The following is a 24097-nucleotide window of genomic DNA, read 5'->3' on the forward strand; positions in this document are numbered from 1 at the left end:
CACGCGGGCCGCGCCGTCGATTGACCCGAAGTTGGTTCGTCGTCAGTGTTCGTGAAAACAACCAAGATACAGGAAACGCCCTCGACCATGGACTTCGCATTCTCGGAGCAGCACGAGGCCGTGCGCGACACCGTCAGGCGCCTGTGCCAGTCGGAGCACCAGCAGCTGGTGGCCGCGGCCGAGGAGAACGAGGTCCTGCCGCGCGAAGTCTTTGCGCGATGGGGCGAGCTCGGCCTGTTGGGTGTCCGTTATCCCGAGGAGGATGGCGGCAGCGGACTGGACAAGATCAGCGACTGCATCGTGCGCGAGGAGCTGAGCTACATGAGCCAGGGATTCGCCTCGAGCTGGTCGGCGCACAGCCACTTGGGCATCTGGCCGATCTGGAAGGCCGGCACCGCGCAGCAGCGCCAGCGCTTCTTCCGGCCCGCCCTGCAGGGCACAAAGATCGCGGGCTTTGCCCTGAGCGAGCCGGATGGCGGCTCGAACATCCGCGCGCTGCGGACCCGCGCCGAACGGGCGGCGGGCGGTTGGAGGCTGCGCGGCAGCAAGCTCTACATCACCAATGCGCCGATCGCGGATTTCCTGCTGGTCGCGGCACGCACCGCGCCGGAACTGAGCAGCAATGCCATCAGCCTGTTCATCGTCGAGCTGCCGGCCGGCGGCATGACGATCGAGAAGCTGCGGAAGGAAGGCATCCGCGCCTCCGAGACCGGCCTGATCCACATGGAGGACGTGTTCGTCCCCGACGACTGCGTGCTGGGCGACAGGCTGGGCACCTATCCGGTGATCCTCGAATCCCTGAGCGAGAACCGGGTCGGGGTCGCAGCGAATGCGCTCGGCATGGCGCGGGCCGCCTTCGACGCCGCCACAGCCTATGCGCGCGACCGGCTGGTCGCCAACAAGCGCATCGGCGACTACCAGGCGATCGGCCACAAGCTCGCGGAGATGTCGGCCCAGATCGAGGCGGCCAAGTGGCTGGTCTATTACGGCGCCTGGAGGGTCGACCAGAACACGCTCGATTCCGCGACCGCCGCGCGCGTCAAGCTCATCGCCAGCGAGACTGCCGTCGCCGTGAGCGAGCAGGCGATCCGCATCCATGGTGGCGCCGGGATCATGCGCGAATATCCCGTGGGCCGGATCCATCGCGACGCTCTGGTCTACGTGATCGGCGAAGGCACCAGCGAGATTCAGAAGAACCTGATCGCCCGCGACCTCGGCTTCAGGTTCTGACGCGTCACGTCAATCGAGGGAGCAAGAAAGGTCGTTCCGGCACTGCATCAACAAAAACAAAGTCGCGAGACAGGGAGGAAGCTCATGAGGGTCGTTCACTGGCTTACCGCGTTCGCCGCCACCGTCTGTGTCATGCTTGCCGCGCCCGCCATGGCGCAATCCTATCCGAACAAGCCAATCCGTCTCATCGTTCCCTTCGGCGCCGGCTCGGGCAGCGACATCCTCGCCCGCATCCTCGCCGAGCCGCTCGGCCAGGCGCTGGGCCAGCCGATCGTCATCGAGAACAAGCCGGGCAACAACACGACGCTCGGCACCGAGCTGGTCGTGAGTTCGCCGCCGGACGGCTATACGATCGGGCTGCTGACCAATTCCGGCCTGGTCGCCAGCCCGGCTGGCCTGACCAGCGGCGTCCGTTACGATCCGGCCAAGGACCTGAGTTACATCTCCATGGTGGCTTCGGTTTCCTACGTCTGGCTGGTCAACAACGACGTCAAGGCAACGACGGCCGCCGAGCTGGTCAAGTTGCTCAAGGCCAATCCTGGGAAGTTCAACTACGCGAGCGGCAACACCGGCGGGATCGCCTATGGCGGCTATATCAAGAACGCCTACCAGCTCGACGTGACGCACGTGCCATACAAGTCGGTGCCCCCGGGCCTCGCGGACCTGATCAGCGGACACGTGCAGATCATGGTCGCCGATATCCCTGCCTCACTCGCCATGATCCGGGGCGGCAAGGTGAGGGCGGTCGGCATGACGACCGCCCAGCGCAATTCGCTGCTGCCCGAAGTGGCGAGCTTCTCGGAGCAGGGGCTCGCCACGCCGCCCGACATGAGCGGCTGGTGGTGTGCAGTCGCGCCGGCGGGAACGCCCGGCGACATCCTCGACCGGCTGAACCGGGAACTGGTCAAGATCCTGGAAACGGAGGCGGTGAGGGCAAAGCTGCTGCAGAACGGCATCGTGCCGATGCCGTCGACGCGCCAGCAGGCGATGCAGTACCAGAAGGATCAGTTCCTGGTCTGGAAGACCATCGTCAAGGATCTCAACCTCAAGGTCGAGTAAGGCGTCAGGCGGCCTGACCCGCTTTCGACCGGACGGGCAGCCGCCAGTTCGGCCGCACGAAGTGGCAAGTGTAGCCGTTGGGAATGCGCTCGAGATAGTCCTGATGCTCGGGCTCGGCCTGCCAGAAATCCGAGGCTGCCGTCACTTCGGTGACGACCTTGCCCGGCCACAGGCCCGACTCGTCCACGTCGGCGATCGTGTCCTCGGCCACGCGGCGCTGCTCGTCGCTCGTGTAGAAGATGGCCGAGCGGTAGGAGGTGCCGCGGTCGTTGCCCTGGCGGTCCACCGTCGAGGGATCGTGGATCTGGAAGAAGAACTCCAGCAGCTGGCGGTAGCTGATCTTCGCCGGATCGAAGACGATCTCGATCGCCTCGGCATGGCCCTCATGGTTGCGGTAGGTGGCGTTGGCCACATGGCCGCCGGTGTAGCCGACCCGCGTCGACACGACCCCCGGCATGCGGCGAATCAGGTCCTGCATGCCCCAGAAACAACCGCCGGCCAGTACTGCGCGCTCTTGGCTCATTTCACGTCCTCCACCTGGTCGAGATAGGCCCCATAGCCCGCCGCCTCCATGTCCTTGCGATGGATGAAGCGGAGCGAGGCGGAATTGATGCAGTAGCGCAGCCCGCCGCGGTCGCGCGGGCCGTCGGGAAAGACATGGCCGAGATGGCTGTCGCCGTGCTTCGACCGTACCTCGATGCGCAGCATGCCATGCGAGCCGTCCTTCAGCTCGGCGACGTTGGCCGGCTCGATCGGCTTGGTGAAGCTCGGCCAGCCGCATCCCGATTCGTACTTGTCGGCCGAGGCGAACAGCGGCTCGCCCGACACGACGTCGACATAGATGCCCGGCTCCTTGTTGTGCAGCAGGGCGCCGGTCCCGGGACGCTCGGTGCCGCTCTCCTGAGTAACGAAGAACTGTTCGGGCGTGAGCTTCGCCAGGGCTTCGGGACTCTTCTTGTAGGTCTGCATTTCGCGCTCCTGTCGCAACGTGCCTTTGGAGGGAGAATATAGGGAGCGGGGGGCGCCCTGTCAGGGGGCGGCCCCGTCTTCACCGCTGTCGCTGCAGATAGTCGACGAGGACCCGCAGCTTCGGCGCGATGTTCCGGCGGCTCGGATAGTAGAGGTAGAAGCCGGCGAAGCTGGGGCAGTATTCCTCGAGAACCGGCACGAGTTCACCTCGGGCGATCAGGGCGCGAAAGCTCTCCTCCATGCCGAAGGTGACGCCGGCGCCGGCGACCGCGAGCTTGATCATCAGGGCCATGTCGTTGGTGGCGAATCGCGGCGCCACGGCGACGCTGAACTCCTTGTCCTCCTCAGCGAATTCCCAGCGGTAGGGCGCCGATTTCGGCGAGGGCCGCCAACCGATGCAGGTGTGCGACGTGAGGTCGGCCGGGTGTCGCGGCACGCCGAAGCGGTCGCGGTAGGAGGGCGCGCAGACCGCCAGCTGGCGCTCGTCGCCGGCCACGGGCACTGCGATCATGTCCTGTTCGATCACCTCGCCCAGCCGGACGCCGGCATCGTAGCCCTCGGCCACGATGTCGATGGCGTCGTCGGTGACGGTGACGTCGAGCTCGACCTCGGGATTGGCCTCCGCGAAGCCCGCCAGAAACGGCCCTGCGAGGAAGCGCTCGGCGATCGAGGAGACGGCGAGCCGTAACCGGCCGCGCGCCCGGCCCTGCAGGGCGGCGGTCTTCTCCAGGGCACCGCGGAGCTCGGCCACCGCCGGAGCGATCTCCAGATGCAGCCGTTCGCCGGCCTCGGTCAGGCTGACGCTGCGCGTCGTGCGCTGAACCAGCGCGATGCCGAGACTGCCCTCGAGGCGCTGGATCGTCTGACTGACGGCCGAACGGGTCACGCCCAGCCGGTCGGCCGCGGCCCTGAAACTGCGCTCCTCCGCCACCAGGGCGAAGACGGCCAGCGCGTTCAGATCGGGCTCCATTGGTTAGGATTTCTTTCCAGATTGGTAAGTCATTGTCGTCTTATCGCGACAATCGCTCAGGTCCAAGTTGAGGGCAAGTCAACCGCACCTCCGAAAGGATCCGTCCATGTCTCTCGATAAAGTCGTTCTCGTCACCGGCGCCTCCAGCGGCATCGGCGCCGGCATCGCCCGCGAACTGGCCGGCGCCGGGGCAAGGGTAATGTTGGGCGCGCGCCGCCTCTGCCGCTTGGAAGCGCTCGCGGGCGAACTGATCGCCGCCGGCGGCGAGGCCCGGGTGTGCCCGCTGGATGTCACCGACCGGCTGAGCGTCGCGTCCTTCGCCGAGGCGGCGCGGGCGGCGTGGGGCCGGGTGGACGTCATCGTCAACAATGCCGGTGTGATGCCGCTGTCGGCCATGGCCTCAATGAAGGTCGCCGAGTGGGAGCGCATGGTCGACGTCAACATCAAGGGCGTGCTCTACGGCATCGCCGCCGTGCTGCCCGAAATGACGGCGCGCGGCTCCGGTCACGTCGTCAACATCGCCTCGATCGGGGCGCTGCAGGTTTTCCCCGCTGCCGCCGTCTACTGCGCGACCAAGTATGCGGTGCGTGCGATCTCGGACGGATTGCGGATGGAAAACGACAGGATCCGCGTCACCTGCATCCATCCCGGCGTCGTCGAGAGCGAACTTGCCGACACCATCACCGATCCGGTCGTCGCGGAAGCGATGAAGACCTATCGCCAGATCGCCCTCAAGCCCGACGCGATCGCCCGGGCCGTCCGCTTCGCCCTCGAACAACCCGGCGATGTCGACGTTAACGAGATCGTCGTACGCCCCGCCGCCACCACAGGAGGATGAGACATGACCCTGCATCCGATGCTCGCCCCGATCACCGCGGCCTTGTTCGCCGTCATCACCGCCGCACCCGCCGTCGCGCAGACCGTCGAAGAGAGGCTGAAGCGCGGCGACGCCGTGATCCGCGACCTCAATCGCGGCCAGCCGCAGCCGGCCCTGGAGCGCATGCGCCAGGAGTTTCCCTTCCTCGCCGAGGCCACTGAGGCCTATGCGCTTGGCGATGTCTGGGCGCGGCCGGGGCTCGACGGCCGCACCCGTCAGCTCACGGCCGTGGCGGCCTTCGCGGCCACGGGCCAGCTACCCTTCATGAAGGTCCATGCCGGCTATGCGCTCAACATCGGCGTGTCCGAGGAGGAGCTCAAGGAGGTCATCTACATGATCACCGTGCCGGCCGGCATCTCGCGCGCCATTGCGGCCTCGCAGGTCCTCTCGGACCTCTTCGCCGAGCGTCGCGATGCGAGGAGGCCGCAATGAGGGCCATGCGCCTCCTGACCGTGGCACTCGCCATCAGCAGCCCCTTCATCCTCGCGACCGCAGGTCATGCCGAAATGACGCCCCACTCTTATGTCGGCCTTTGGGTGACGGCGGACGGATACGTCCGTCACAACCTGTTGCCCGGCAATCGCTATGACGAAGCGCGCGGCACGCGCGAGAGCGCCTATCGCGGACGATACGAAATCACCGGGACGCGCATCGAATACTGGGATGACACCGGCTTCACCGCCGACGGCGTCTTCGTCGACGAGAATACGCTGCATCACGGCGGAATGATTCTCCACCGTAGAAAGTGAGGATGCACGATGGGCGAGGTCGCCATAGTGTGCGCAAGATTGGCCGGCACAGGGGTGGCGAATCCCGTGAGGGCAACGACCAACCAGCGGACGCTTCATGATCACTCGCAGACTCCTGTGTGCCGGCGCCGCCCTGGCGCCCCTGACGGCCTCCGGGCCCGCCTTCGCCCAGAGTGACGGACGGTTCCCTGCGGCTTGGCTGCAGGGTATCCGGCAGGAGGCGCTGCGGGCGGGAGTCGACAAGGGCACGCTCGACGCGGCCCTGGCCGACATCCGCGAGGTGCCGCGCGTGATGGAGCAGGCGCGCAACCAGCCTGAATTCAAGATGACGTGGGAACGCTACCAAGGACTGGTCGTCTCCGAGGAGCGCATCAAGCGCGGCCGCGCCCTGCTGGCAGAGAACCGCGCAGCGATCGAACGCTTCGCCGGCCCGGCCGGCCTGCCGCCGCAGGTCGCCGTCGCGCTGTGGGGTATCGAAAGCAACTACGGCACGCGGCTCGGCGACTTCGAGGTGGTGGAGGCGCTGGCCACACTGGTCCACAACAACTTCCGCGCCAAATTCTTCCGCGAGCAGCTCATCGCCGCGCTCAAGATCCTGTCGCAGGGGCATATCGGCCTGCACGCGATGAAGGGCTCGTGGGCCGGCGCCATGGGTCAGTGCCAGTTCATCCCCACCAGCTTCCTCGCCTATGCCGCCGACGGCGACGGCGACGGCCGCAAGGACATCTGGACGAACAAGCTCGACGTCTTCGCCTCGATCGTGAACTACCTGCGCAAGGTCGGCTGGCGGCCGGGACTGCGCTGGGGCGACGAAGTCTCCCCGGGAACGCAGGCCGGGGGCGGCGGGCGCATCGTGCGGCCGGCGGGAGCGGGCGGGCCGGCCTATCAGACGACCGAGAATTTCAAGGTGATCCTGCGCTGGAACCAGTCGGATTTCTTTGCCCTGGCGGTGGGCCTCCTGTCCGACCGGATCGCGGCCTGACCGCCGCGGGTGGAGAGGCCCGGCAGGCCGCTCCACCCGCCGGCCGAGATGATGTATGATATGAACATCATGCCGCTAGCATTGGTAAAATTGGGATTTCCCCTGTCCGGCACGCTTCGGCTGTGCGGGGCTGCGGCACTGCTGGCCAGCCTTGCGGCCTGCGGCTCGTCGAGCAAGGGCGGGGGCGGGACCCCCGGCAGCAGCGTGGCCCAGCGCGGTACCTACAAGGTCGGCCAGCCCTACAAGATCGACGGCGTCACCTATACGCCGCGCGAGACCTTCACCCTGACCGAGACCGGCACGGCCTCCTGGTACGGGCCGGGCTTCCACGGCAAGTCGACCGCCAACGGCGAGCGTTACGACCAGGCCGACCGGACGGCGGCCCACCGCACCCTGCAGATGCCGGCCATCGTGCGCGTCACCAATCTCGAGAACGGGCGCAGCACGGTGGTGCGGGTGAACGACCGCGGCCCCTTCGCCCGCAGCCGTGTCATCGACCTGTCGCGCACCGCGGCGGAGGAGATCGACATGGTCGGCAAGGGCACGGCCCGGGTCCGCGTCGAGCAGCTCCAGGCCGAGAGTCTTGCGGTAAAGGACGTCGCGCTGAGCGGCGGCGGTCCGGCTGAACAGCAGCAGGCCGTGGCCCAGCTTGCGAGCGGCAGCCGGGTGGCCCCGGCGCCGACTCCCGTTCCCGCACCGGCCCCCATACCGGCGCCGGTGGCGGCCCCGCCGCCGCCGATCATGCAGGCTTCCTACGAGCCGCCACCTGCAGCTGCGCCGCCAGCTCCCGCCCAGACCGTGTACGCGCCGCCGCCGCGTAACGTGCCGTTCGGCGCGCCGAGATCCGCGTCGGGCGACGTGCCGCCGACCATCGCGTCGCTGTCGGCGACGACCAGTACCGCCACGCCGTCGTCCCAGCTCAGCGGCTTCTTCGTGCAGGTCGGTGCCTTCTCGACGCATGAAAATGCCGAGCGTCAGCGCAGCGCGGTGCGCAGCTACGGCAATCCGGAAGTTTCCCAGGTCTCGGCCAATGGACGCGATGTTTATCGCGTGCGGCTGGGGCCCTATACCACTCAAGATGCCGCCGGCATTGTCGCCGACCGGCTCAAGCGTTCAGGCTATGGGGATGCCCGTGTGGTCTCTGAATAGGCTCAATCGCGCCGGACTGGCGCTCCTCGCCCTGGCCGGGCTGGCCGGTCTCTCGCTCACCGCCTCGGCGCAGCAGGATACGCCGCGCAAGCCCCCGGCCCAGTCGCAAAAGCCTCCGGCCAAGCCGCGTGCGCCGGCCGCCGCCAAGCCCGCGGCGCCGAAGGAAGCGGCGGCGCCGAAGGTGGAATCGCTGCCGCCGTCGCAGGTCGGCATCGGCACCCTGGCGCGCCACGCCTTCATGGTGGATCCGCAGACTTCCACGGTGCTGCTGTTCAAGGACGCCGAGACGCCGATGCCGCCGTCATCGATGTCCAAGATGATGACCATCTACATCATCTTCGACGAGCTGGCGGCCGGACGGTTGAAGCTCGACACGCGGTTCCGCGTCAGCGAGAAGGCGCGCAGCATGGGCGGCTCGCGCATGTTCCTCGAGCTGGGCTCGGAGCCGACGGTCGAGGACCTGATCAAGGGCATCATCATCCTCTCGGGCAACGATGCCTGCGTGGTGATCGCCGAGGGGCTGGCCGGTAGCGAGGACGCTTTCGCCGATCGCATGAACAAGCGCGCCAAAGAAATCGGCATGACCAAGACGGTGTTCAAGAACGCCTCGGGCTGGCCGGCCGAGGGCCAGTACACGACCGCGCGCGATCTCGCGGTGCTGGGTTGGCACACGATCGACGACTACCCGAAGTACTATAAGTACTATTCGGAGACGAACTGGACCTACAACAACATCCGTCAGGAGAATCGCAACCGCCTGCTGAAGATCACGCCGGGCACCGATGGGCTGAAGACGGGTCACACGGAAGAGGGCGGCTACGGACAGACGACATCGGCAGTGCGCGACGGGCGCCGCCTGATCCTGGTCGTCAACGGCCTCAGCTCGATGGCGGAGAGGGCTTCGGAGACGGCGCGCCTGATGGAGTGGGGGTATCGCGAGTCGACCAACATCACGGTGTTCCGGGCGGGCGACATGCTGGTCGAGGCGCCAGTCTGGCTGGGCGCCCAGGAAACCGTGCCGCTGGTCATCCCCAAGACGGTCCAGCTCACCGTGCCGACCGGCCAGGGTGCGCCGCCGCGTGCCGTCGCACGCTTCGACGGGCCGATCGCGGCCCCCATCGTGAAGGGCACGAAGATCGGGACTGCCGTCGTCACGCTACCGGACAACCGCACCATCGAGTATCCGCTGGAGGCCGGCGCCGACGTGCCGCGCATGGGCGTGTTCAGCCGGGTCGCCACGATGCTGCGGCATTATATGTTCGGCTGGATGTCGTGACGGAGCGCACGCGAGCGCGCTTCATCACGCTGGAGGGTGGAGAAGGGGCCGGCAAGTCGACCCAGGTCGCCCGCCTCAGGGAACAGATCGAGGCGCGCGGGCATCGATGTATCGCCACGCGCGAGCCGGGCGGCGCGCCCGGTGCCGAGATGGTGCGCAAGCTTCTGGTCGAGGGCCCGGCAGAACGCTGGGACGGCGTGACCGAGGCGCTGCTGCATTTCGCGGCGCGCCGCGAGCATCTGCGCACCACGGTGCTGCCCGCCATCGCGAGCGGCACCTGGGTCGTGTCGGACCGCTTCGCCGATTCGACGATGGCCTATCAGGGCTACGGCCACGGCATCGACCGCGCGATGCTGGGAACACTCTACGACATCACGGTGGGCGACTTCCGGCCCGATCTCACGCTGGTCCTCGATCTGCCGGTCGAGGCCGGCCTCGCGCGCGCCGCCTCGCGTCGCGGCACGGAGACTCGTTACGAGTCCCTGCCGGTCGATTTCCATGAGCGTGTCCGCGCCGGGTTCCTCGACATCGCCGCCGCCGATCCGGGCCGCTGCGTCGTGATCGATGCGGCCGCCGGCATCGACGAGATCGCCCGGGCGATCGGCGACGCGCTCGCGACACGTCTCGGGTCCTGAGTCTTGGCACGCGGCAAGACGCCCTCCGATCCGGCCGAGGCCGAGAAGCTTGAATGGCCCTATGCCTGGCCGCCGCCGTGGCGCAACGACCGGCTGGTCGGGCATGAGCAGGCCGAGCGGACGATGCTGGCGGCGCAGCAGAGCGGGCGGCTGCACCATGCCTGGCTGCTGACGGGACCGCGTGGCATCGGCAAGGCGACCCTGGCCTGGCGCTTCGCGCGGTTCCTGCTGGCCGGACAGGAGCAGGGCGGCCTGTTCGGCGGCGGCCCCGAATCGCTTGACGTTCCGGCCGACGCGCCGGGCCGGCACCTGGTCGATGCGCGCTCGCATCCCGACCTGTTCCATCTGCGCCGCTCGCTGAACCGCGACACGGGACGCATGCGCGCCGAGATCGCCGTCGACGACGTGCGCGACCTCGGCGGCTTCATGCACATGACGCCGGCAATGGGAAAGGCGCGGGTCGCCATCGTCGATGCGGCCGACGAGATGAACCGCAACAGTGCCAACGCCGTGCTGAAGATTCTCGAGGAGCCGCCACCCAACGCCGTGCTGCTGATCGTGGCGCACGCGCCCGGAAGGCTGCTCCCGACCATCCGCTCGCGCTGCCGAAGGCTCGCGATGCAGCCTTTGTCGGAAGAGACGGTGGTCGACCTGCTCGGCATCCATGCGCTGGAGACGAAGCCGGAGGAGAGGCGTGCGCTCGCCCGGCTCGCTGAGGGCAGCATCGGGCGGGCGCTGGAACTCGGGGCGGCGGGCAGTCTCGACCTCTACCGCGAGATGGTCGAGGTGCTGGCCACCCTGCCCGATCTCGACATGCCGCGGCTGCATGCCTTCGCCGAGCGATTTGCCAAACGCGGCGAGGAGGCCAATGCCGACTGGCGCTCGCTCAACTACCTGTTCGACGGCTGGCTGAAGGGACTGCTGCGTCAGGCCGCGCTCACCACGGAAGCTGCACCCGTCGTGCCGATGGAAAGCGGCCTGCAGGCGCGTCTGCTTGCGACCGCGAGCTTCGATCGCTGGATGACGGCATCGGAGGAGGTGGCGAACCTGTTTTCACGGGCCGACGCGGTCAACCTCGACCGAAAGCAGACCGTGATGGGCAGCTTCCTGAAGCTGCAATCGGCAACGCGCTGAGCGGACCGCCACGGCCCGACTCTTGATCCCCGAGGGGAGGCATGGCAAAAGACCGGCCATGTTGCCCCGGCCCGACATCAGAGACTCGCTGTCCTGCGCACGAATGCGGGGCTGAACGCGCTTGAGTCTCGTGCCCCGGTAGGGGCGGCCGTTCGGAGTTCAGTATCATGTCGGGCAAAAGCACCTATTACGTCACCACGCCGATCTACTACGTCAACGACGTGCCCCATATCGGGCACGCCTACGCGACGCTCGCCTGCGATGTGCTGGCGCGCTTCAAGCGCCTCGACGGCCATGACGTCCATTTCATCACCGGCACCGACGAGCACGGCCAGAAGGTCGAGAAGGCGGCCGCCGCTGCCGGCATGACGCCGCAGGCCTTCACCGACAAGGTGAGCCAGTCGTTCCGCGATCTGATCGGCGTGATGAACTACAGCCCCGACGGGTTCATCCGCACGACCGAGCCGCGCCACTACGCGGCGTGCCAGGCGCTGTGGGAGAAGCTGGTCTCCTCGGGCGACATCTATCTCGGCAAGTATGCCGGCTGGTACTCGGTGCGCGACGAGGCCTTCTATGCCGAGGACGAGACCACGGTCGGTCCCGACGGCAAGCGCCGCGCCGGTCCGGTCAACAACGAGGTCGAGTGGGTCGAAGAGCCGTCCTACTTCTTCAGGCTCTCGGCCTGGACCGACCGGCTGCTGGAGTTCTACGAAAAGAACCCGCGCTTCATCGCGCCCGAGAGCCGCCGCAACGAGATCATCAGCTTCGTGAGGGGCGGCCTGCAGGACCTCTCGGTCTCGCGCACCAGCTTCTCCTGGGGCATTCCGGTGCCGGGCGACGAAAAGCACATCATGTACGTTTGGCTCGACGCGCTGACCAACTACATCACCGAGGTCGGCTACCCCGACGAGAGCAATCCGCTGTGGCGATTCTGGCCGGCGGACGTGCATGTCGTGGGCAAGGACATCATCCGCTTCCACTGCGTCTTCTGGCCGGCCTTCCTGCTGTCGGCCGGCATCCCGGCGCCGAGGCGCGTCTTCGCCTCGGGCTGGTGGACCACCGAAGGGCAGAAGATTTCTAAGTCGCTGGGCAACGCGATCGATCCTGTCGCGGTGACCAAGGAGTTCGGCGTCGACCAGGTGCGATACTTCCTGCTGCGCGAAGTGCCGTTCGGGAACGACGGCGATTTCTCTCGCCGCGCCTTGATTGGCCGCATGAATGCCGACCTCGCCAACGCCTATGGCAATCTCTGCCAACGCGTGCTGTCGATCGTCGCCAAGAATTGCGGCGAGAAGGTTCCGCCCCGGGCGGGATTGATCGAGGCCGACACGGCGCTGCTCGAGCGGGCGCGCTGCCTGCTGGTCATCGTGCGCGCCGAGCTCGACGAGCAGGCCTTCCACAAGGCGTTGACCGCGATCTGGGAAGTGATCGCCGACGCCAACCGCTACGTCGATGCGCAGGCACCGTGGGCGCTGGCCAAAACCGACCCGGTGCGGCGCGACACGGTGCTGTGGGTGCTGGCCGAGACGATCCGGCGCGTCACCCTGCTGGTCCAGCCGTTCATGCCCGACTCGACGGCGAAGATCCTCGACCAGCTCGCGGTCGCGCCGGAGAAGCGCATCTTTGCTGCCTTCGACGACGAGCTCGTCTCCGGCACGGCACTGCCGCCGCCGCAAGGCGTGTTCCCGCGCTTCATCGAGCCGGCAGCCGAGCCCGTGGCCAAGCCGGCGAAACAGCCGAAGGCCCCGAAGCCGCCGAAAGCCGCGGGCTGACATGCTGATCGACAGTCACTGTCATCTCGACTTCCCGGAGCTCACGAGCGACGAGAGCGGGGTGCTGGCGCGTGCCCGGACGGCCGGCGTCGCCGGCATGCTGACGATCGGCACGCGGCTCGACCAGTTCGAGCGGGTGCGGGCGATCGCCGAGCGCCACGAAAATGTCTGGTGCTCGGTCGGCGTCCATCCGCACGAGGCGAAGGAGGAGGGGCAACGCACCCCCGACCGGCTGATCGAGGCGACCCGCCATCCCAAGGTCGTCGGCATCGGCGAGACCGGCCTCGACTTCTATTACGAGCACAGCCCGCGCGCGGAGCAGGCCGAGAGCTTCCGCGCCCATATCGCGGCGTCCCGCGAGACCGGCCTGCCGCTGATCGTGCACACACGCAACGCCGATGCGGAGACCGGCGACATGCTGGAGGAGGAACACGGGAAGGGCGCCTTCCCCGGCCTGATCCACTGTTTCAGCTCGGGCCGCGCCGTGGCCGAACGCGCCCTGGCGCTCGGCCTCTACATCTCGATCTCGGGCATCGTGACCTTCAAGGCGGCGGAGGATCTGCGCGCCATCGTGCGCGACGTGCCGCTCGACCGGCTGCTGGTCGAGACCGACGCGCCCTACCTGGCGCCGATCCCCAAGCGCGGCACGACCAACGAGCCCGCCTTCGTCGCCCACACCGCGGCCAAGGTGGCCGAACTCAAGGGCGTCAGCCTGGCTGAGCTGGAGGCCGCGACGACCGACAACTTCTTCCGGCTGTTCACCAAGGCGGAGCGTTCCCGGTGCGCGTGACCATCCTGGGCTGCGGTACCTCGGCCGGCGTTCCCCGGGTCGGCGGACCGGGTGGGAAGGGCGAGTGGGGGGCGGCCAGCCCCACCGACCCGCGCAACCGCCGCACCCGCTGCTCCATCCTGGTCCAGGACCAGGGCAAGACCGTGCTGGTCGACACCTCACCCGACGTGCGCAGCCAGCTCCTGGCCGCCGAGGTCGAGCGGATCGATGCGGTGATCTGGACCCACGACCATGCCGACCAGTGCCACGGGATCGACGATCTCCGACCCTTCGCGCTGCGCCAGGGCCAGATCGAATCCTGGTCGGACGAACGGACCTACGGGGTGCTGAGCCGGCGCTTCGGCTACTGCTTCCACGCCGAGGGCAACGGCTTCTACAATCCGATCTACCGCCACACCGTGATTTCGGGTCCTTTCCAGGCCGCCGGGCTACCGGTCGTGCCGTTCCTCCAGGACCATGGGACGATCCCGTCGCTGGGGTTTCGCTTCGGTGCCGTCGGGTATGCCAACGACGTCGTCATGCTGCCTGAGCAGTCGTTGCAGGCGCTGGAGGGGGTCGAGGTGCTGATCGTCGACGCGATGCGCTACCGGCCGCACCCCACTCACGCACATCTGGATCGCGCCCTCGAATGGATCGAGCGGCTGAAGCCTCGGCGGGCGTTTTTGACCAACCTGCATGTCGATATGGACTATGCCGAAGTCGACCGCACCACACCGGCTCACGTGACGCCTTGCCATGACGGTCTGCACATCGACCTATAGGGTGTATAATTGTTAAATTACAGGTCTCTATCGGACGATCCTGATCTGACGCATGAGCGTAAACGAAAGGAGTCCGGACGCCGGATGTTCCTGTCGGGCGCCACCGCGTTCGTCCTAGCGGCCCCGATGGCACCGCTCCACGCCCAGACGGCCAATCGCCTGGACCCCGGCGGCCTCACGTTTCGTGACTTCGGGGTTCCCGACAACGGCGCGAGCTATACCCGCGGCGAACAGAGCATCGGCGGCGGTACCACCCAGAAATTCACTCGCGTTCTTGGCATCGATGGTGCCAGCCAGGCGGTCCGGCTGCGCTTCGATTCGGTCAAGGTCGAACTGCTCTTGCCCATGGGCTGGCAGGCCAGCGAGGACGGGGAGCGGGGTATTGCCTACACACTCGACAAGCGCCTCCGTCTGCTCGTCTGGCGGGTCGACTTCGCCTATGAGGGGGTCCGGGACGCCGAGCACTATGCCGCCACCAAGGCCGGCTCGATGAAGGCGCGCAAGCCCGGCGTCCAGGCCCAGGCCCGCAAGCTCCGGGACGGCAGTTTTGTGGTCGTCTACGAGAACGTGCCCAAGGGACCGTCCGACAACAGCGGTCCGCGCACCGTCTTCGATCTGGTCATTCCGGACCCCAGGAACCCCAAGGTCGGTGTCCTGGTCACGCTCGGGATGCCCACGAGCGAGGCCGGTCGTGGCCTGCAGCTCCTGGCCTTGATAACGCAGAACATGCGGATCGATTGGTAACTCATTGACATAGATAATATATCTAAATTTGTCATAATATATATTATACGATAATCGGGAATGAGTTCGACGCCATGACTTCAGGCAAGCCCACCCCGGAGTCCCTGCCCAAGGAACCGCTTCCTCGGCTGCTGGCCGTCATGGCTTGGCTGCGCGACCGCCAGCACGGTTGCCCTTGGGATATCGACCAGACCTTCCGCACCATCGCACCGTATACGATCGAGGAAGCCTACGAGGTCGCCGACGCGATCGAGCGCGACGACATGCCGGCGCTCAAGGAAGAACTCGGCGACCTGCTGCTGCAGGTCGTCTATCACAGCCAGATCGCCAGCGAGGCCAAGTCCTTCGCCTTCGACGACGTGGCCGCCGCCATCGCCGACAAGATGGTCGACCGCCATCCGCATGTGTTCGGCGACATGGACATCAAGACCGCCGACGCCCAAACCGTGTCCTGGGAGGCCCGCAAGGCCGCCGAACGGGCGGCCAAGGGCGCCACCGAAGGCGCTCCCGGCGCCCTGGATGGCGTGGCGCGCGCCCTTCCCGCCCTGATGCGCGCCGAGAAGATCCAGAAGCGGGCCGCCCGGGTCGGCTTCGACTGGGCCACGATCGGTCCGGTCATCGACAAGATCGAGGAGGAACTGCGGGAACTCCGGGTCGAACTGGAGGCCGAAACGATCGAACAGGAGAAGGTTTCAGGCGAACTTGGCGATGTCCTGTTCGCGGTCGCCAACCTCGCCCGTCACTGCAAGGTCGATCCCGAGGTGGCCCTGCGGGCCACCAACGACAAGTTCGAAAAGCGCTTCCGCCACATCGAGCGTCGCCTGGCCGAAAGCGGCCGCAAACCCTCCGAGGCCAGCCTCGAGGAAATGGAAGCGCTGTGGGAGGAGGCCAAGACGCGGGTTTGATGTTTTCTACGGCCTCGGCGTCAGCAGCGGCAGACGCGAGGCCTCCAGAAGCGCCCTCGCCTCGCTCAGGGCCTCTTCCGTCGAGGCGGTGATGAGGCCGGCATTAAGGGGCTGGGCCGGGCTGTAAGGTGCCGCGCCGAACTGTACGGCGCCGCCGCCCGCCTCCCTCATCATCAGCGTGCCCGCGGCATGATCCCAAGGCTTGGTCGTGCGGTAGAGGCTGAAATTCGCACGGCCCGCGAGGATCTCCAGATACTCGGCACCGGCGCAGCGCAGGGTCGTGATGGTGCCCAGGCGGGCGCGATGCTCCGGGCTAAGCTGCTCGTCGAAGGACCTGGCGATCTTGTAGCCCACGAAGCCGTTGAGTGGCGCCGTGGCCGGCCTGCCCTCCACGATCCTGCCATCGAAGCGCACGCCGCCGCCACGCTCGGTCACGGCCAGCCGGTCGTTCGGCACGTCGAGAATCCAGCCGGCGACCGCCTGGGTATCCTGCACCAGACAGATGATCATCGCGAAGCGGTCGCGGCCTGCCGCGAAGTTCGCGGTTCCGTCGAGCGGATCTACGATCCAGCAGGCCTCGCCTGGACGGGCGATGAGATCGAGCAGGCCAGGATCCTTCTCGACCGCCTCCTCGCCCACGACCGGCACGCCCGGCAGGATCTTCGCCAGCCCGCTGGCCAGCCGGATCTCGGACGCCACATCGGCCACGGTGACGATGTCACCCGGCCGCTTCTGGCGGACCTCGTCCTTGGAGAGATTGCGGAAACGGGGCAGCAGCTCGGCCGCCGCCGTCTCGCGCATGAGTTCGGCGACCCGTTCCGAGCCGCCGGAGTCGAGCATCGGCCTCAGCCGACGACGCCGAACAGGTCCTCTTCCTTCAGGATCACGTGATCCTCGCCGCCGAGCTTCACCTCGGTGCCGGCCCACTTCCCGTAGAGGACCGTGTCGCCGACCTTGACGCCCAGCTCCTGCAGGCGGCCGTCCTCGAGGCGGCGGCCCTTGCCGACCGCGACGACCTTGCCCTGCATCGGCTTTTCCTGGGCCGTGTCGGGAATGATCAGTCCGCCCTTGGTGCGGGTCTCGGCGGCCACCGGCTTCAGCAGAATTCGATCGTGCAAAGGCTTGAAAGCCATGGTGTTTCCTTCGTCCTGAGGTTTGGGCGCTTATAGAAAGGGCGCCCGTTGAGTGTCAACGCAGAGCTGTCAGCGCACCTGCTGGCGGCGTTCGAACTGGGCGGCCGCGGCGGCATCGAGCGCGACGGTGAGCCAGGCGGTATCGCCCTCATCCCGGCGGCTGCGCACTTCGCCGTGGCGATAAAGCCAGGCGATGGTTGCCCCGTCGGCGAGCGGCACCGAGACTTCGCGCGCCTCGCCGGCGGCCCCCAGAAGGTCGGCGATGGCGTTGAGCAGCCGCTCCACCCCCTCGCCGGTCAGCGCCGAGACCGGGTATTGCCGGGCGCGTTCGGCGCCGGTAGCGGTCCGGGTCTCGAGGGTCTGGCGCACCTCCTCGGGCAGCGCATCGACCTTGTTCAGCGCCTCGATGAACGGGCGGCCCCCCGCCTCGTCCAGCGCCCCGAGCGCCTGCAGCACCTCTTCAACGTCGGCGCGCTGCTGCTCGGTGTCGGGATGGGAGATGTCGCGCACATGCACGATCAGGTCGGCCTCGATCACCTCTTCCAGGGTGGCGCGGAAGGCGGCGACCAGATGCGTCGGCAGATCGGAGACGAAACCGACCGTGTCGGAGAGGACGCAGGACTTGCCATTCGGCAGCTTGATCGACCGCATCGTCGGATCGAGCGTGGCGAAGAGCAGGTCCTTGGCCATCACCTCGGCACCCGACATGCGATTGAACAGCGTCGACTTGCCGGCATTGGTGTAGCCGACCAGCGCCACGGTGGGCAGGCGCGCCTTTTTGCGGCCGGCGCGGTTGACGGCGCGGGTCTTGCGCACGCTTTCGAGGTCGCGCTTGATGCGGACGATCCGCTCGCCGATCAGGCGGCGATCGATCTCGATCTGCGATTCGCCGGGGCCGCCCAGGAAGCCGAAGCCGCCGCGCTGGCGCTCGAGATGGGTCCACGACCGCACGAGACGGCCGCGCTGGTAGTCGAGCGCGGCCAGTTCGACCTGCAGGCGCCCTTCATGCGTGCGCGCGCGCGCGCCGAAGATCTCCAGGATCAGGCCGGTGCGGTCGATCACCTTGGCCTGCCAGGCCTTCTCGAGGTTGCGTTGCTGGACCGGCGTCAGTCTGTCGTCGACGACGACCAGGCCGATGCCCAGCTCCTCCACGGCCTGCGCGATCCGGGCGACGACGCCCTTGCCGAGCAGCGTGGCGGGCGTGATCTGGCGCAGCGGCGCGACCTGCTCCAGCCGCACGTCGAGGTCGATCGCCCGCGCGAGGCCCACCGCTTCCTCGAGTTTGGCCTGGCTGTCGCGTTCGCTGCCGCGACCGCGCGGTCCGGCCGTATAGGGGCAGACGACCGAAGCGACCGTTGCGGGACGCACGGTCTCCAACGGCTGCCGTGCGCGCTTTTCCTCTTGGTCTTGCTCGAATTCGTCGATCAAATCAGCCTGCGTCGGCCTTGTCCCCGTCGAACAGCTGCACCGGAGTGACCGGCATGATGGTCGAGATCGCGTGCTTGTAGACAAGCTGCGAGTGCCCGTCGCGGCGCAGCAGCACCGAGAAATTGTCGAACCACGTGACGATGCCCTGCAGCTTCACGCCGTTCACGAGGAAGATCGTGACCGCAGTCTTGTTCTTCCGAAGGTGGTTCAGGAAGACGTCCTGAACGTTCTGTGCCTTTTCGCTCATATTCTTGGCCTCTTGGTGGGCGACCGGCTGCCAGAGGGTGGCCGGATTGGGGGTACGGGGTCTCTCCCCGCTACCGAGTCGCCTCGTATATAGGGGAGGTTGGTCTCAAAGCAATGCCACCAGCTGATGACAATTACGCGCTCGCAGTCTCGGTGGATGCTCCAGCAGGGAACCGGACAACTCGTCCGCGCCCCCCACGAGAACGGGCAGGCACCCGGCCGCGTGTGCACTCTTGAGGTCGGCCTGGGTGTCTCCCACCATCCACACGCTCTCGTCCGGGGCAATTCCCGTGCCGTCGAGGGCGAGATAGATGGGGTCCGGCGCTGGTTTGTCGCGGGCGGCGTCGCGCGCGCCGACGGACCGGGCGATCCATTTGCCCCAGCCGAGATGCGCGACCTCGGCCCGGAGATTGTCGCCGACCTTGTTGCTGACGATCGCCACGTAGAGGCCCTTGGCGTGGCAGTGCGCGAGCAGGGTGTCGGCGCCGTCCAGCGGCTCCAGCCGCTCGAGATGGATGCGCAGGAAGGTCTCGTAGAACACCCGCTCCGCCTCCCCTGCCCGGTCGCCGAACAGGCTCGGGAAGACTTCACGCAGGGAGCCGTGGGCGCGGTCCTGGACCTCGGCGGCGGTCCACGGCGTCAGCCCGAGTGCGGTGAAGGTGTCGCGGTAGCACTCGACGATGGTCGGCCAGGTGTTGACCAGCGTGTTGTCCCAGTCGAACAGCACGGCGCGCGGCGGCCTCAGGCCCTCCGGCAGGCTCACGTTACGGCCTCTCCCGCCTCCGAGAAGCGGACATATTCCTCGCGCAGGCGCCGCGCCGTCGCACCGACCTTGCCGTCACCCACCTTGTCGCCGTCGATCTTCACGACCGGCGTCACGAAGGAGGTGGCGCTGGTGATGAAGGCTTCCTTCGCCTTCTTGGCCTCGTCGAGGGTGAAGGGCCGCTCGACGAACTTGAGCTGGAGCGAATTGCAGATCGACTTCAGTGTCTGGCGCGTAATGCCGGACAGGATGCCGTTGTCGGTCTGACGGGTCACCAGCTCGCCGTCGTCGGTCACGATCCACGCGTTGGTCGACGCGCCTTCCGTGACGCAGCCCTTGTCGTCGAGCAGCCAAGCCTCGTAGGCGCCGGCCTCGCGCGCCGCCTGCTTGGCCAGCACGTTCGGCAGCAGCGCCACCGTCTTGATGTCGCAACGCTCCCAGCGGATGTCGGGCATGCTCTTCACGGCGACGCCCGGACCCGCATCGGCCTCGATATGCCTGGTGGCCTTGGTGGTCATCACCAGAGCGGGCTTCACTGGCGTGGTCGGAAAGCCGTGGTCGCGCCGGGAGACGCCGCGCGTCACCTGGATGTAGACCAGCCCGTCACGCAGGCGGTTGCGCCGCATCAGCTCGCGCAGGATGAAGCCCATCGTGTTGCGCGACACCGGCCAGCCGATCCGCAGCTCCTTGAGCGATCGGTCGAGCCGGTCGATGTGCGGCGTCTCGTCGATCAGCTTGCCGTCGCGCACGCCCACCACCTCGTAGACGCCGTCGGCCAGCTGGTAGCCGCGGTCCTCGATATGGACGCTCGCTGCACGATGGTCGACGTACCGACCGTTGACATAGGCAAAACGCGCCATGACGCCCTCTCCTCCTCAGACCGACGGCTCGGCACCGGTGCCGTTGCCCTCGGGCAGACCACCGTGCAGACCGAGCGACTTCAGCTTGCGATGCAAGGCGGAGCGTTCCATGCCGACGAAGGTGGCCGTCCGTGAAATGTTGCCGCCGAAGCGCGTCACCTGCGCGAGCAGGTATTCGCGCTCGAAGACCTCGCGCGCGTCGCGCAGCGGCAGCTGCATGATCTCCCCGCCCTTCTCCCAGCGCAGGACCGACGGCGCGTCCTCGCTCACGTCGTTGGGCAGGACGTCGGCGCGGATCGGCGCGCCGCCCGGCGGCGCCAGGATGAGCAGGCGTTCGATGACGTTGCGCAACTGCCGCACGTTGCCCGGCCAGTCGTGGCCCTGCAGCGCCGCCTGTGTGTCCTCGCCGATCGCCCGCGCCGGCAGGCCGGTGGCGTCGGCCACACGCTTCAGGAGATCGAGCGCCAGTTCGGGAATGTCCTCGCGGCGCTCGCTGAGCGGAGGCACGCGTAGACCCACGACGTTCAGACGGTGGAACAGATCCTCGCGGAACCGGCCGCCGGCGCTCTCCTCCTGGAGGTCGCGCGCCGTCGTGGCCAGGACCCGCACGTCGATCTCGACCTTGGTCCTGCCGCCGTCGCGGGCATAGGACTGTTCATGCAGCACCCGCGCCAGCCTTCCCTGCAGCGGCAGCGGCAGATCGGCCACTTCCTTGAGCACAAGCGTGCCGCCATGGGCCATCTCGAAGGCTCCCGACACTCGCAGCGCCTCGGCATCGGTGTCGCCGTCGGTGCCGAACAGTTCGATCTCCAGGCGCTCGGCCGGCAGGGTCGAACAATTGACGACGACGAACGGCCCGTCGGCGCGCTTCGACCCCTGATGGATCAGCCGCGCCACCGTTTCCTTACCCGAGCCGGAGGCGCCGGTGATGAGGACGCGGCTGCCGGTCGGCGCCACCTTCTCGATCTGCGCGCGCGCGCTGGCGGCATCGCTGGAGGAGCCCACGAAGGTCACCTCGCCGCCGGCGCGCCGGCGCAGCGCCACATTCTCGCGCTTCAGCTTGTCGGCCTCGATGGCGCGGTCGACGACGAGCAGCAGGCGATCGGCCTTGAACGGCTTCTCGACGAAGTCGTAGGCGCCGCTCTTGATCGCCGACACCGCGGTGTCGATGGTGCCGTGACCGCTGATCATCACGACGGGGATCGGCGGATCCTCGCGGCGGATGACCTCGAGGATCTGCAGCCCGTCGAGTTCGCTGCCCTGAAGCCAGACGTCGAGGATGACGAGCGCCGGCCGACGCTGCCGGACCGCCTCGATCGCTTCGGTACTGTTGTGGGCACGGCGCGCGGTGTGACCCTCGTCCTCGAGGATGCCGGCGATCAGTGTGCAGATATCGCGTTCGTCATCGACGATCAGAATATCGTGGGCCATGTCACTTCAAGCAGCCCGCATGGAACCGGCGGGTCATTGTGCGGCTGTCACGTGCGGTGGAGCCGACGCGATTTCCTTCGCGTCTCGCCGGAATACCAGACTGATGCGGGCGCCGCCACCCTCGCGATCCTGCAGCGACAGGAACCCGCCATGGTCCTCCATGATCTTCTTCACGATCGCGAGACCGAGGCCGGTGCCCTTGGCGCGGGTGGTCATGTAGGGCTCGGTGAGCCGCTCGCGGCCCTCCTTGGGCAATCCACGGCCATTGTCCTCGACGACGATGCGCAGGCCGGTCTCGTCCTCGATCAGCGACAGGCCGATCTCGCCCTGTGGCAAAGGCGTGTCCGGCTGCTCGTCCCTGCCCTCGATCGCCTCGGCCGAGTTCTTCAGGATGTTGGTAAGCACCTGCGAGACCTGGCGGCGATCGCAGTTCAGCGGCACCGGATGGCCGGGAAGGTTTACCGTGTAGCGGATCCCGGGATTGCCGTTGCGTTGCAGGAACAGGGCCTGCTGGCACAGCTCCTTCGCATCCTCTTCCTTCACGGTCGGGCGCGGCATGCGGGCGAAGGAGGAGAACTCGTCGACCATGCGGCCGATGTCGCCGACCTGGCGGATGATCGTGTCGGTGCACATCGAGAAGGTTTCGGGATCCTCCTTGATCTGCTTCAGGTAGCGGCGCTTCAGCCGCTCGGCCGAGAGCTGGATCGGCGTCAGCGGGTTCTTGATCTCGTGCGCGATGCGGCGAGCGACGTCGCCCCACGCCGCCATGCGCTGCGCCGACATCAGGTCGGTGACATCGTCGAAGGTGACGACGTAGCCGGCGCCGCTGGCGGCGCTGATGCGGACCAGCAGGATCTGCCGGGCGCCGCGCTGCAGGATCTCGACCTGGCCCTGGGTCATCCGGTCTGGCCGCTCGCCCGCCTGGGCGACCAGCGGGCCGAGTTCCGGCATGACTGAGATCAGCGGCCGCCCCAGCACGCCGTCCTCGGGCAGGGCCAGCAGGTCCAGTGCCGAGCGGTTGGAGCGCATGACGATGCCCTCGCCGTCGACGCTCAGCACGCCGGCGGAAACGCCCGCGAGAACCGCGTCGGTGAGACGGCGTCTGGTGTCGAGCTCGGTGTTGGCGTGCACCAGTTCGCCGCGTTGCTGCTCGATCTGGCTGGCCATGCGGTTGAACGAGCGCGCGAGCTGGCCCAGCTCGTCGTTGGGCGGTCCCTCCTCGACGCGGGCGGTGAGATCGCCGCCCCTCACCCGCTCAGCCGCCTGCATCAGTCCGCCGATCGGCTCGGTGAGGCGGGTCGCGAACAGGATGGCGAGCCAGACTGCGGCCAGCAGCATCAGAAAGGCGATGGCGCCGCAGACCACGAAGATGATCAGCTGGCTGCGCCGCAGCGCCGATTCGATCTGCGAATAGAAGGAGCCGGCGAACTCGATGCTCTTGATGTAGTCGACCACCCGAAGGTCGACGGCGTGGCCGGTCGCGAGGAACAGCGGCTCGCCGACGAACAGCTGCATCACGAAGTAGGCGCCGGTCGGCGATTCGATCTGGACCGGACGCGCCTGGTTCACCGCCTGCCAGAGGAATTGGGCGGGTGGCACGGGATTGGCCATGCCCTTCGCATCCGGCGCCTTGGCCTGGGCGATCACACCCTTGTCGGCATCGAGCACCGTGGCCTCGATGATCGGCCGGCCCTCGATCAACCGCTCCAGCATCGCCTTGGTTGCCGCCGGATCGCGCACCGCGTCCACCCCCTCGGCCTGCAGCGGAGCGGAGATCGCTTCGATGTCGTTGAGGATCTCCTGCTCGCGGGCGCGGCGAACCGGCTCGCCGATGGCGCGCGCCGCCTCGTAGGAGGCCTGCGAGGGTTTCACGACGAAGTCGGTGAAGCTGATCACCAGCATCGACAGGATGATGGTGACGATGACCGTCGGCGTGATGGTGAAGATGCTGCAGACCAGCACCAGCCGCATGTGCAGGCGCGAGCCCGCCGCGCCGCGGCGGCGGTCGAGCCAGAGCTGGGTCAGGCGGACGGCAACCACGGAGACCAAGGCGATGGCGATGACCAGGTCGGCCACCAACAGGCCCGTCATCCAGCCGCGCGTGCTGAAAGATTCCGGCACGAAGCCGGCCAGCCACGCGTAGGTGGCGCCGCCGGCAGCCATGGCGAGGATGGCCAACGAGACGGCGGCGACCCGGCCACTCAGGCTGCGGAGCACCGCGCTCATCTTGTCGC

At 67.5% G+C, this 24097-nt stretch carries 26 protein-coding genes; 15 read left to right on the plus strand and 11 right to left on the minus strand.

Going from position 1 to position 24097, the window contains the following annotated elements; all coding sequences use genetic code 11:
• The first annotated feature begins 87 nt into the window (after window positions 1–87).
• Both ACO07K_RS10880 and ACO07K_RS10885 read left to right on the plus strand, forming a co-directional pair.
• Window positions 88–1230, plus strand: coding sequence for an acyl-CoA dehydrogenase family protein (locus ACO07K_RS10880; protein ID WP_422035950.1), 1143 nt, complete (start codon window positions 88–90; stop codon window positions 1228–1230).
• A gap of 84 nt (window positions 1231–1314) precedes the next feature.
• The gene (locus tag ACO07K_RS10885; protein WP_422035951.1) at window positions 1315–2289 is read left to right on the plus strand and encodes a Bug family tripartite tricarboxylate transporter substrate binding protein; all 975 of its coding nucleotides are present in this window, start codon (window positions 1315–1317) and stop codon (window positions 2287–2289) included.
• A gap of 4 nt (window positions 2290–2293) precedes the next feature.
• Here ACO07K_RS10885 and msrA read toward each other — a convergent pair whose 3' ends face one another.
• The 3 genes from msrA to ACO07K_RS10900 form a co-directional block, all read right to left on the minus strand.
• A complete protein-coding gene (gene msrA / locus ACO07K_RS10890) occupies window positions 2294–2812 on the minus strand; it encodes a peptide-methionine (S)-S-oxide reductase MsrA (protein ID WP_422035952.1) in 519 nt (172 codons plus the stop codon).
• Window positions 2809–3258: a peptide-methionine (R)-S-oxide reductase MsrB gene (msrB, locus tag ACO07K_RS10895; protein WP_422035953.1), complete on the minus strand. Its 450-nt coding sequence runs from the start codon at window positions 3256–3258 to the stop codon at window positions 2809–2811. The genes msrA and msrB overlap by 4 nt, the downstream gene beginning before the upstream one ends.
• Window positions 3259–3337: 79 nt before the next feature.
• Complete coding sequence (locus ACO07K_RS10900; RefSeq protein ID WP_422035954.1) at window positions 3338–4228, minus strand: LysR family transcriptional regulator; 891 nt, start codon at window positions 4226–4228, stop codon at window positions 3338–3340.
• A 106-nt stretch (window positions 4229–4334) separates the two neighbouring features.
• On the opposite strand from ACO07K_RS10900, the gene ACO07K_RS10905 reads away from it, so the two are divergent.
• The 13 genes from ACO07K_RS10905 (at window position 4335) to mazG (ending at window position 16002) form a co-directional block, all read left to right on the plus strand.
• Window positions 4335–5066: an SDR family oxidoreductase gene (locus ACO07K_RS10905; RefSeq protein ID WP_422035955.1), complete on the plus strand. Its 732-nt coding sequence runs from the start codon at window positions 4335–4337 to the stop codon at window positions 5064–5066.
• A gap of 3 nt (window positions 5067–5069) precedes the next feature.
• The gene (locus tag ACO07K_RS10910) at window positions 5070–5537 is read left to right on the plus strand and encodes a carboxymuconolactone decarboxylase family protein (RefSeq protein WP_422035956.1); all 468 of its coding nucleotides are present in this window, start codon (window positions 5070–5072) and stop codon (window positions 5535–5537) included.
• Window positions 5534–5854 carry an Atu4866 domain-containing protein gene (locus ACO07K_RS10915; protein WP_422035957.1) on the plus strand — a complete coding sequence of 107 codons (321 nt, stop codon included), beginning with the start codon at window positions 5534–5536 and terminating at the stop codon, window positions 5852–5854. Before ACO07K_RS10910 ends, ACO07K_RS10915 begins: the two co-directional genes overlap by 4 nt.
• 97 nt (window positions 5855–5951) lie before the next feature.
• A complete protein-coding gene (locus tag ACO07K_RS10920) occupies window positions 5952–6836 on the plus strand; it encodes a lytic murein transglycosylase (protein ID WP_422035958.1) in 885 nt (294 codons plus the stop codon).
• Between the two features lie 69 nt (window positions 6837–6905).
• The gene (locus tag ACO07K_RS10925) at window positions 6906–7985 is read left to right on the plus strand and encodes a septal ring lytic transglycosylase RlpA family protein (RefSeq protein ID WP_422035959.1); all 1080 of its coding nucleotides are present in this window, start codon (window positions 6906–6908) and stop codon (window positions 7983–7985) included.
• A complete protein-coding gene (locus tag ACO07K_RS10930) occupies window positions 7969–9261 on the plus strand; it encodes a D-alanyl-D-alanine carboxypeptidase family protein (RefSeq protein WP_422035960.1) in 1293 nt (430 codons plus the stop codon). Before ACO07K_RS10925 ends, ACO07K_RS10930 begins: the two co-directional genes overlap by 17 nt.
• A complete protein-coding gene (gene tmk, locus ACO07K_RS10935) occupies window positions 9258–9896 on the plus strand; it encodes a dTMP kinase (RefSeq protein ID WP_422035961.1) in 639 nt (212 codons plus the stop codon). Before ACO07K_RS10930 ends, tmk begins: the two co-directional genes overlap by 4 nt.
• A gap of 3 nt (window positions 9897–9899) precedes the next feature.
• Complete coding sequence (locus ACO07K_RS10940) at window positions 9900–11030, plus strand: DNA polymerase III subunit delta' (RefSeq protein WP_422035963.1); 1131 nt, start codon at window positions 9900–9902, stop codon at window positions 11028–11030.
• A gap of 167 nt (window positions 11031–11197) precedes the next feature.
• Complete coding sequence (gene metG, locus ACO07K_RS10945) at window positions 11198–12802, plus strand: methionine--tRNA ligase (RefSeq protein ID WP_422035964.1); 1605 nt, start codon at window positions 11198–11200, stop codon at window positions 12800–12802.
• Between the two features lies 1 nt (window position 12803).
• Window positions 12804–13592 carry a TatD family hydrolase gene (locus tag ACO07K_RS10950; protein WP_422035965.1) on the plus strand — a complete coding sequence of 263 codons (789 nt, stop codon included), beginning with the start codon at window positions 12804–12806 and terminating at the stop codon, window positions 13590–13592.
• Window positions 13583–14353 carry an MBL fold metallo-hydrolase gene (locus tag ACO07K_RS10955; RefSeq protein ID WP_422035966.1) on the plus strand — a complete coding sequence of 257 codons (771 nt, stop codon included), beginning with the start codon at window positions 13583–13585 and terminating at the stop codon, window positions 14351–14353. The genes ACO07K_RS10950 and ACO07K_RS10955 overlap by 10 nt, the downstream gene beginning before the upstream one ends.
• Before the next feature lie 84 nt (window positions 14354–14437).
• Window positions 14438–15097: a hypothetical protein gene (locus tag ACO07K_RS10960; protein WP_422035967.1), complete on the plus strand. Its 660-nt coding sequence runs from the start codon at window positions 14438–14440 to the stop codon at window positions 15095–15097.
• 74 nt (window positions 15098–15171) lie between these two features.
• Window positions 15172–16002: a nucleoside triphosphate pyrophosphohydrolase gene (gene mazG / locus ACO07K_RS10965; RefSeq protein WP_422035968.1), complete on the plus strand. Its 831-nt coding sequence runs from the start codon at window positions 15172–15174 to the stop codon at window positions 16000–16002.
• A 6-nt stretch (window positions 16003–16008) separates the two neighbouring features.
• On the opposite strand, the gene ACO07K_RS10970 is transcribed toward mazG, so the two are convergent.
• The 8 genes from ACO07K_RS10970 to ACO07K_RS11005 all read right to left on the minus strand — a co-directional run bounded on the left by ACO07K_RS10970 (window position 16009) and on the right by ACO07K_RS11005 (window position 24089).
• A complete protein-coding gene (locus ACO07K_RS10970) occupies window positions 16009–16842 on the minus strand; it encodes an inositol monophosphatase family protein (RefSeq protein WP_422035969.1) in 834 nt (277 codons plus the stop codon).
• A gap of 5 nt (window positions 16843–16847) precedes the next feature.
• Window positions 16848–17135 (minus strand): co-chaperone GroES, encoded by a 288-nt coding sequence (locus tag ACO07K_RS10975; RefSeq protein WP_298318937.1) that lies wholly within the window; start codon window positions 17133–17135, stop codon window positions 16848–16850.
• Window positions 17136–17204: 69 nt separating this feature from the next.
• Window positions 17205–18503 carry a GTPase HflX gene (gene hflX / locus ACO07K_RS10980; protein ID WP_422035970.1) on the minus strand — a complete coding sequence of 433 codons (1299 nt, stop codon included), beginning with the start codon at window positions 18501–18503 and terminating at the stop codon, window positions 17205–17207.
• A gap of 61 nt (window positions 18504–18564) precedes the next feature.
• The gene (hfq, locus tag ACO07K_RS10985) at window positions 18565–18810 is read right to left on the minus strand and encodes an RNA chaperone Hfq (RefSeq protein ID WP_298318941.1); all 246 of its coding nucleotides are present in this window, start codon (window positions 18808–18810) and stop codon (window positions 18565–18567) included.
• A 105-nt stretch (window positions 18811–18915) separates the two neighbouring features.
• Window positions 18916–19572 carry an HAD family hydrolase gene (locus ACO07K_RS10990; RefSeq protein WP_422035971.1) on the minus strand — a complete coding sequence of 219 codons (657 nt, stop codon included), beginning with the start codon at window positions 19570–19572 and terminating at the stop codon, window positions 18916–18918.
• Window positions 19569–20432: a D-amino-acid transaminase gene (locus ACO07K_RS10995; protein WP_422035972.1), complete on the minus strand. Its 864-nt coding sequence runs from the start codon at window positions 20430–20432 to the stop codon at window positions 19569–19571. The genes ACO07K_RS10990 and ACO07K_RS10995 overlap by 4 nt, the downstream gene beginning before the upstream one ends.
• Before the next feature lie 15 nt (window positions 20433–20447).
• Window positions 20448–21863 carry a sigma-54-dependent transcriptional regulator gene (locus ACO07K_RS11000; protein ID WP_422035973.1) on the minus strand — a complete coding sequence of 472 codons (1416 nt, stop codon included), beginning with the start codon at window positions 21861–21863 and terminating at the stop codon, window positions 20448–20450.
• A gap of 33 nt (window positions 21864–21896) precedes the next feature.
• On the minus strand, window positions 21897–24089 hold the full coding sequence (locus ACO07K_RS11005; RefSeq protein WP_422035974.1) for an ATP-binding protein: 2193 nt from the start codon (window positions 24087–24089) through the stop codon (window positions 21897–21899).
• Window positions 24090–24097 lie beyond the last annotated feature (8 nt).

This window comes from Reyranella sp. (assembly GCF_965228225.1).
Taxonomy (GTDB): Bacteria; Pseudomonadota; Alphaproteobacteria; order Reyranellales; family Reyranellaceae; genus Reyranella.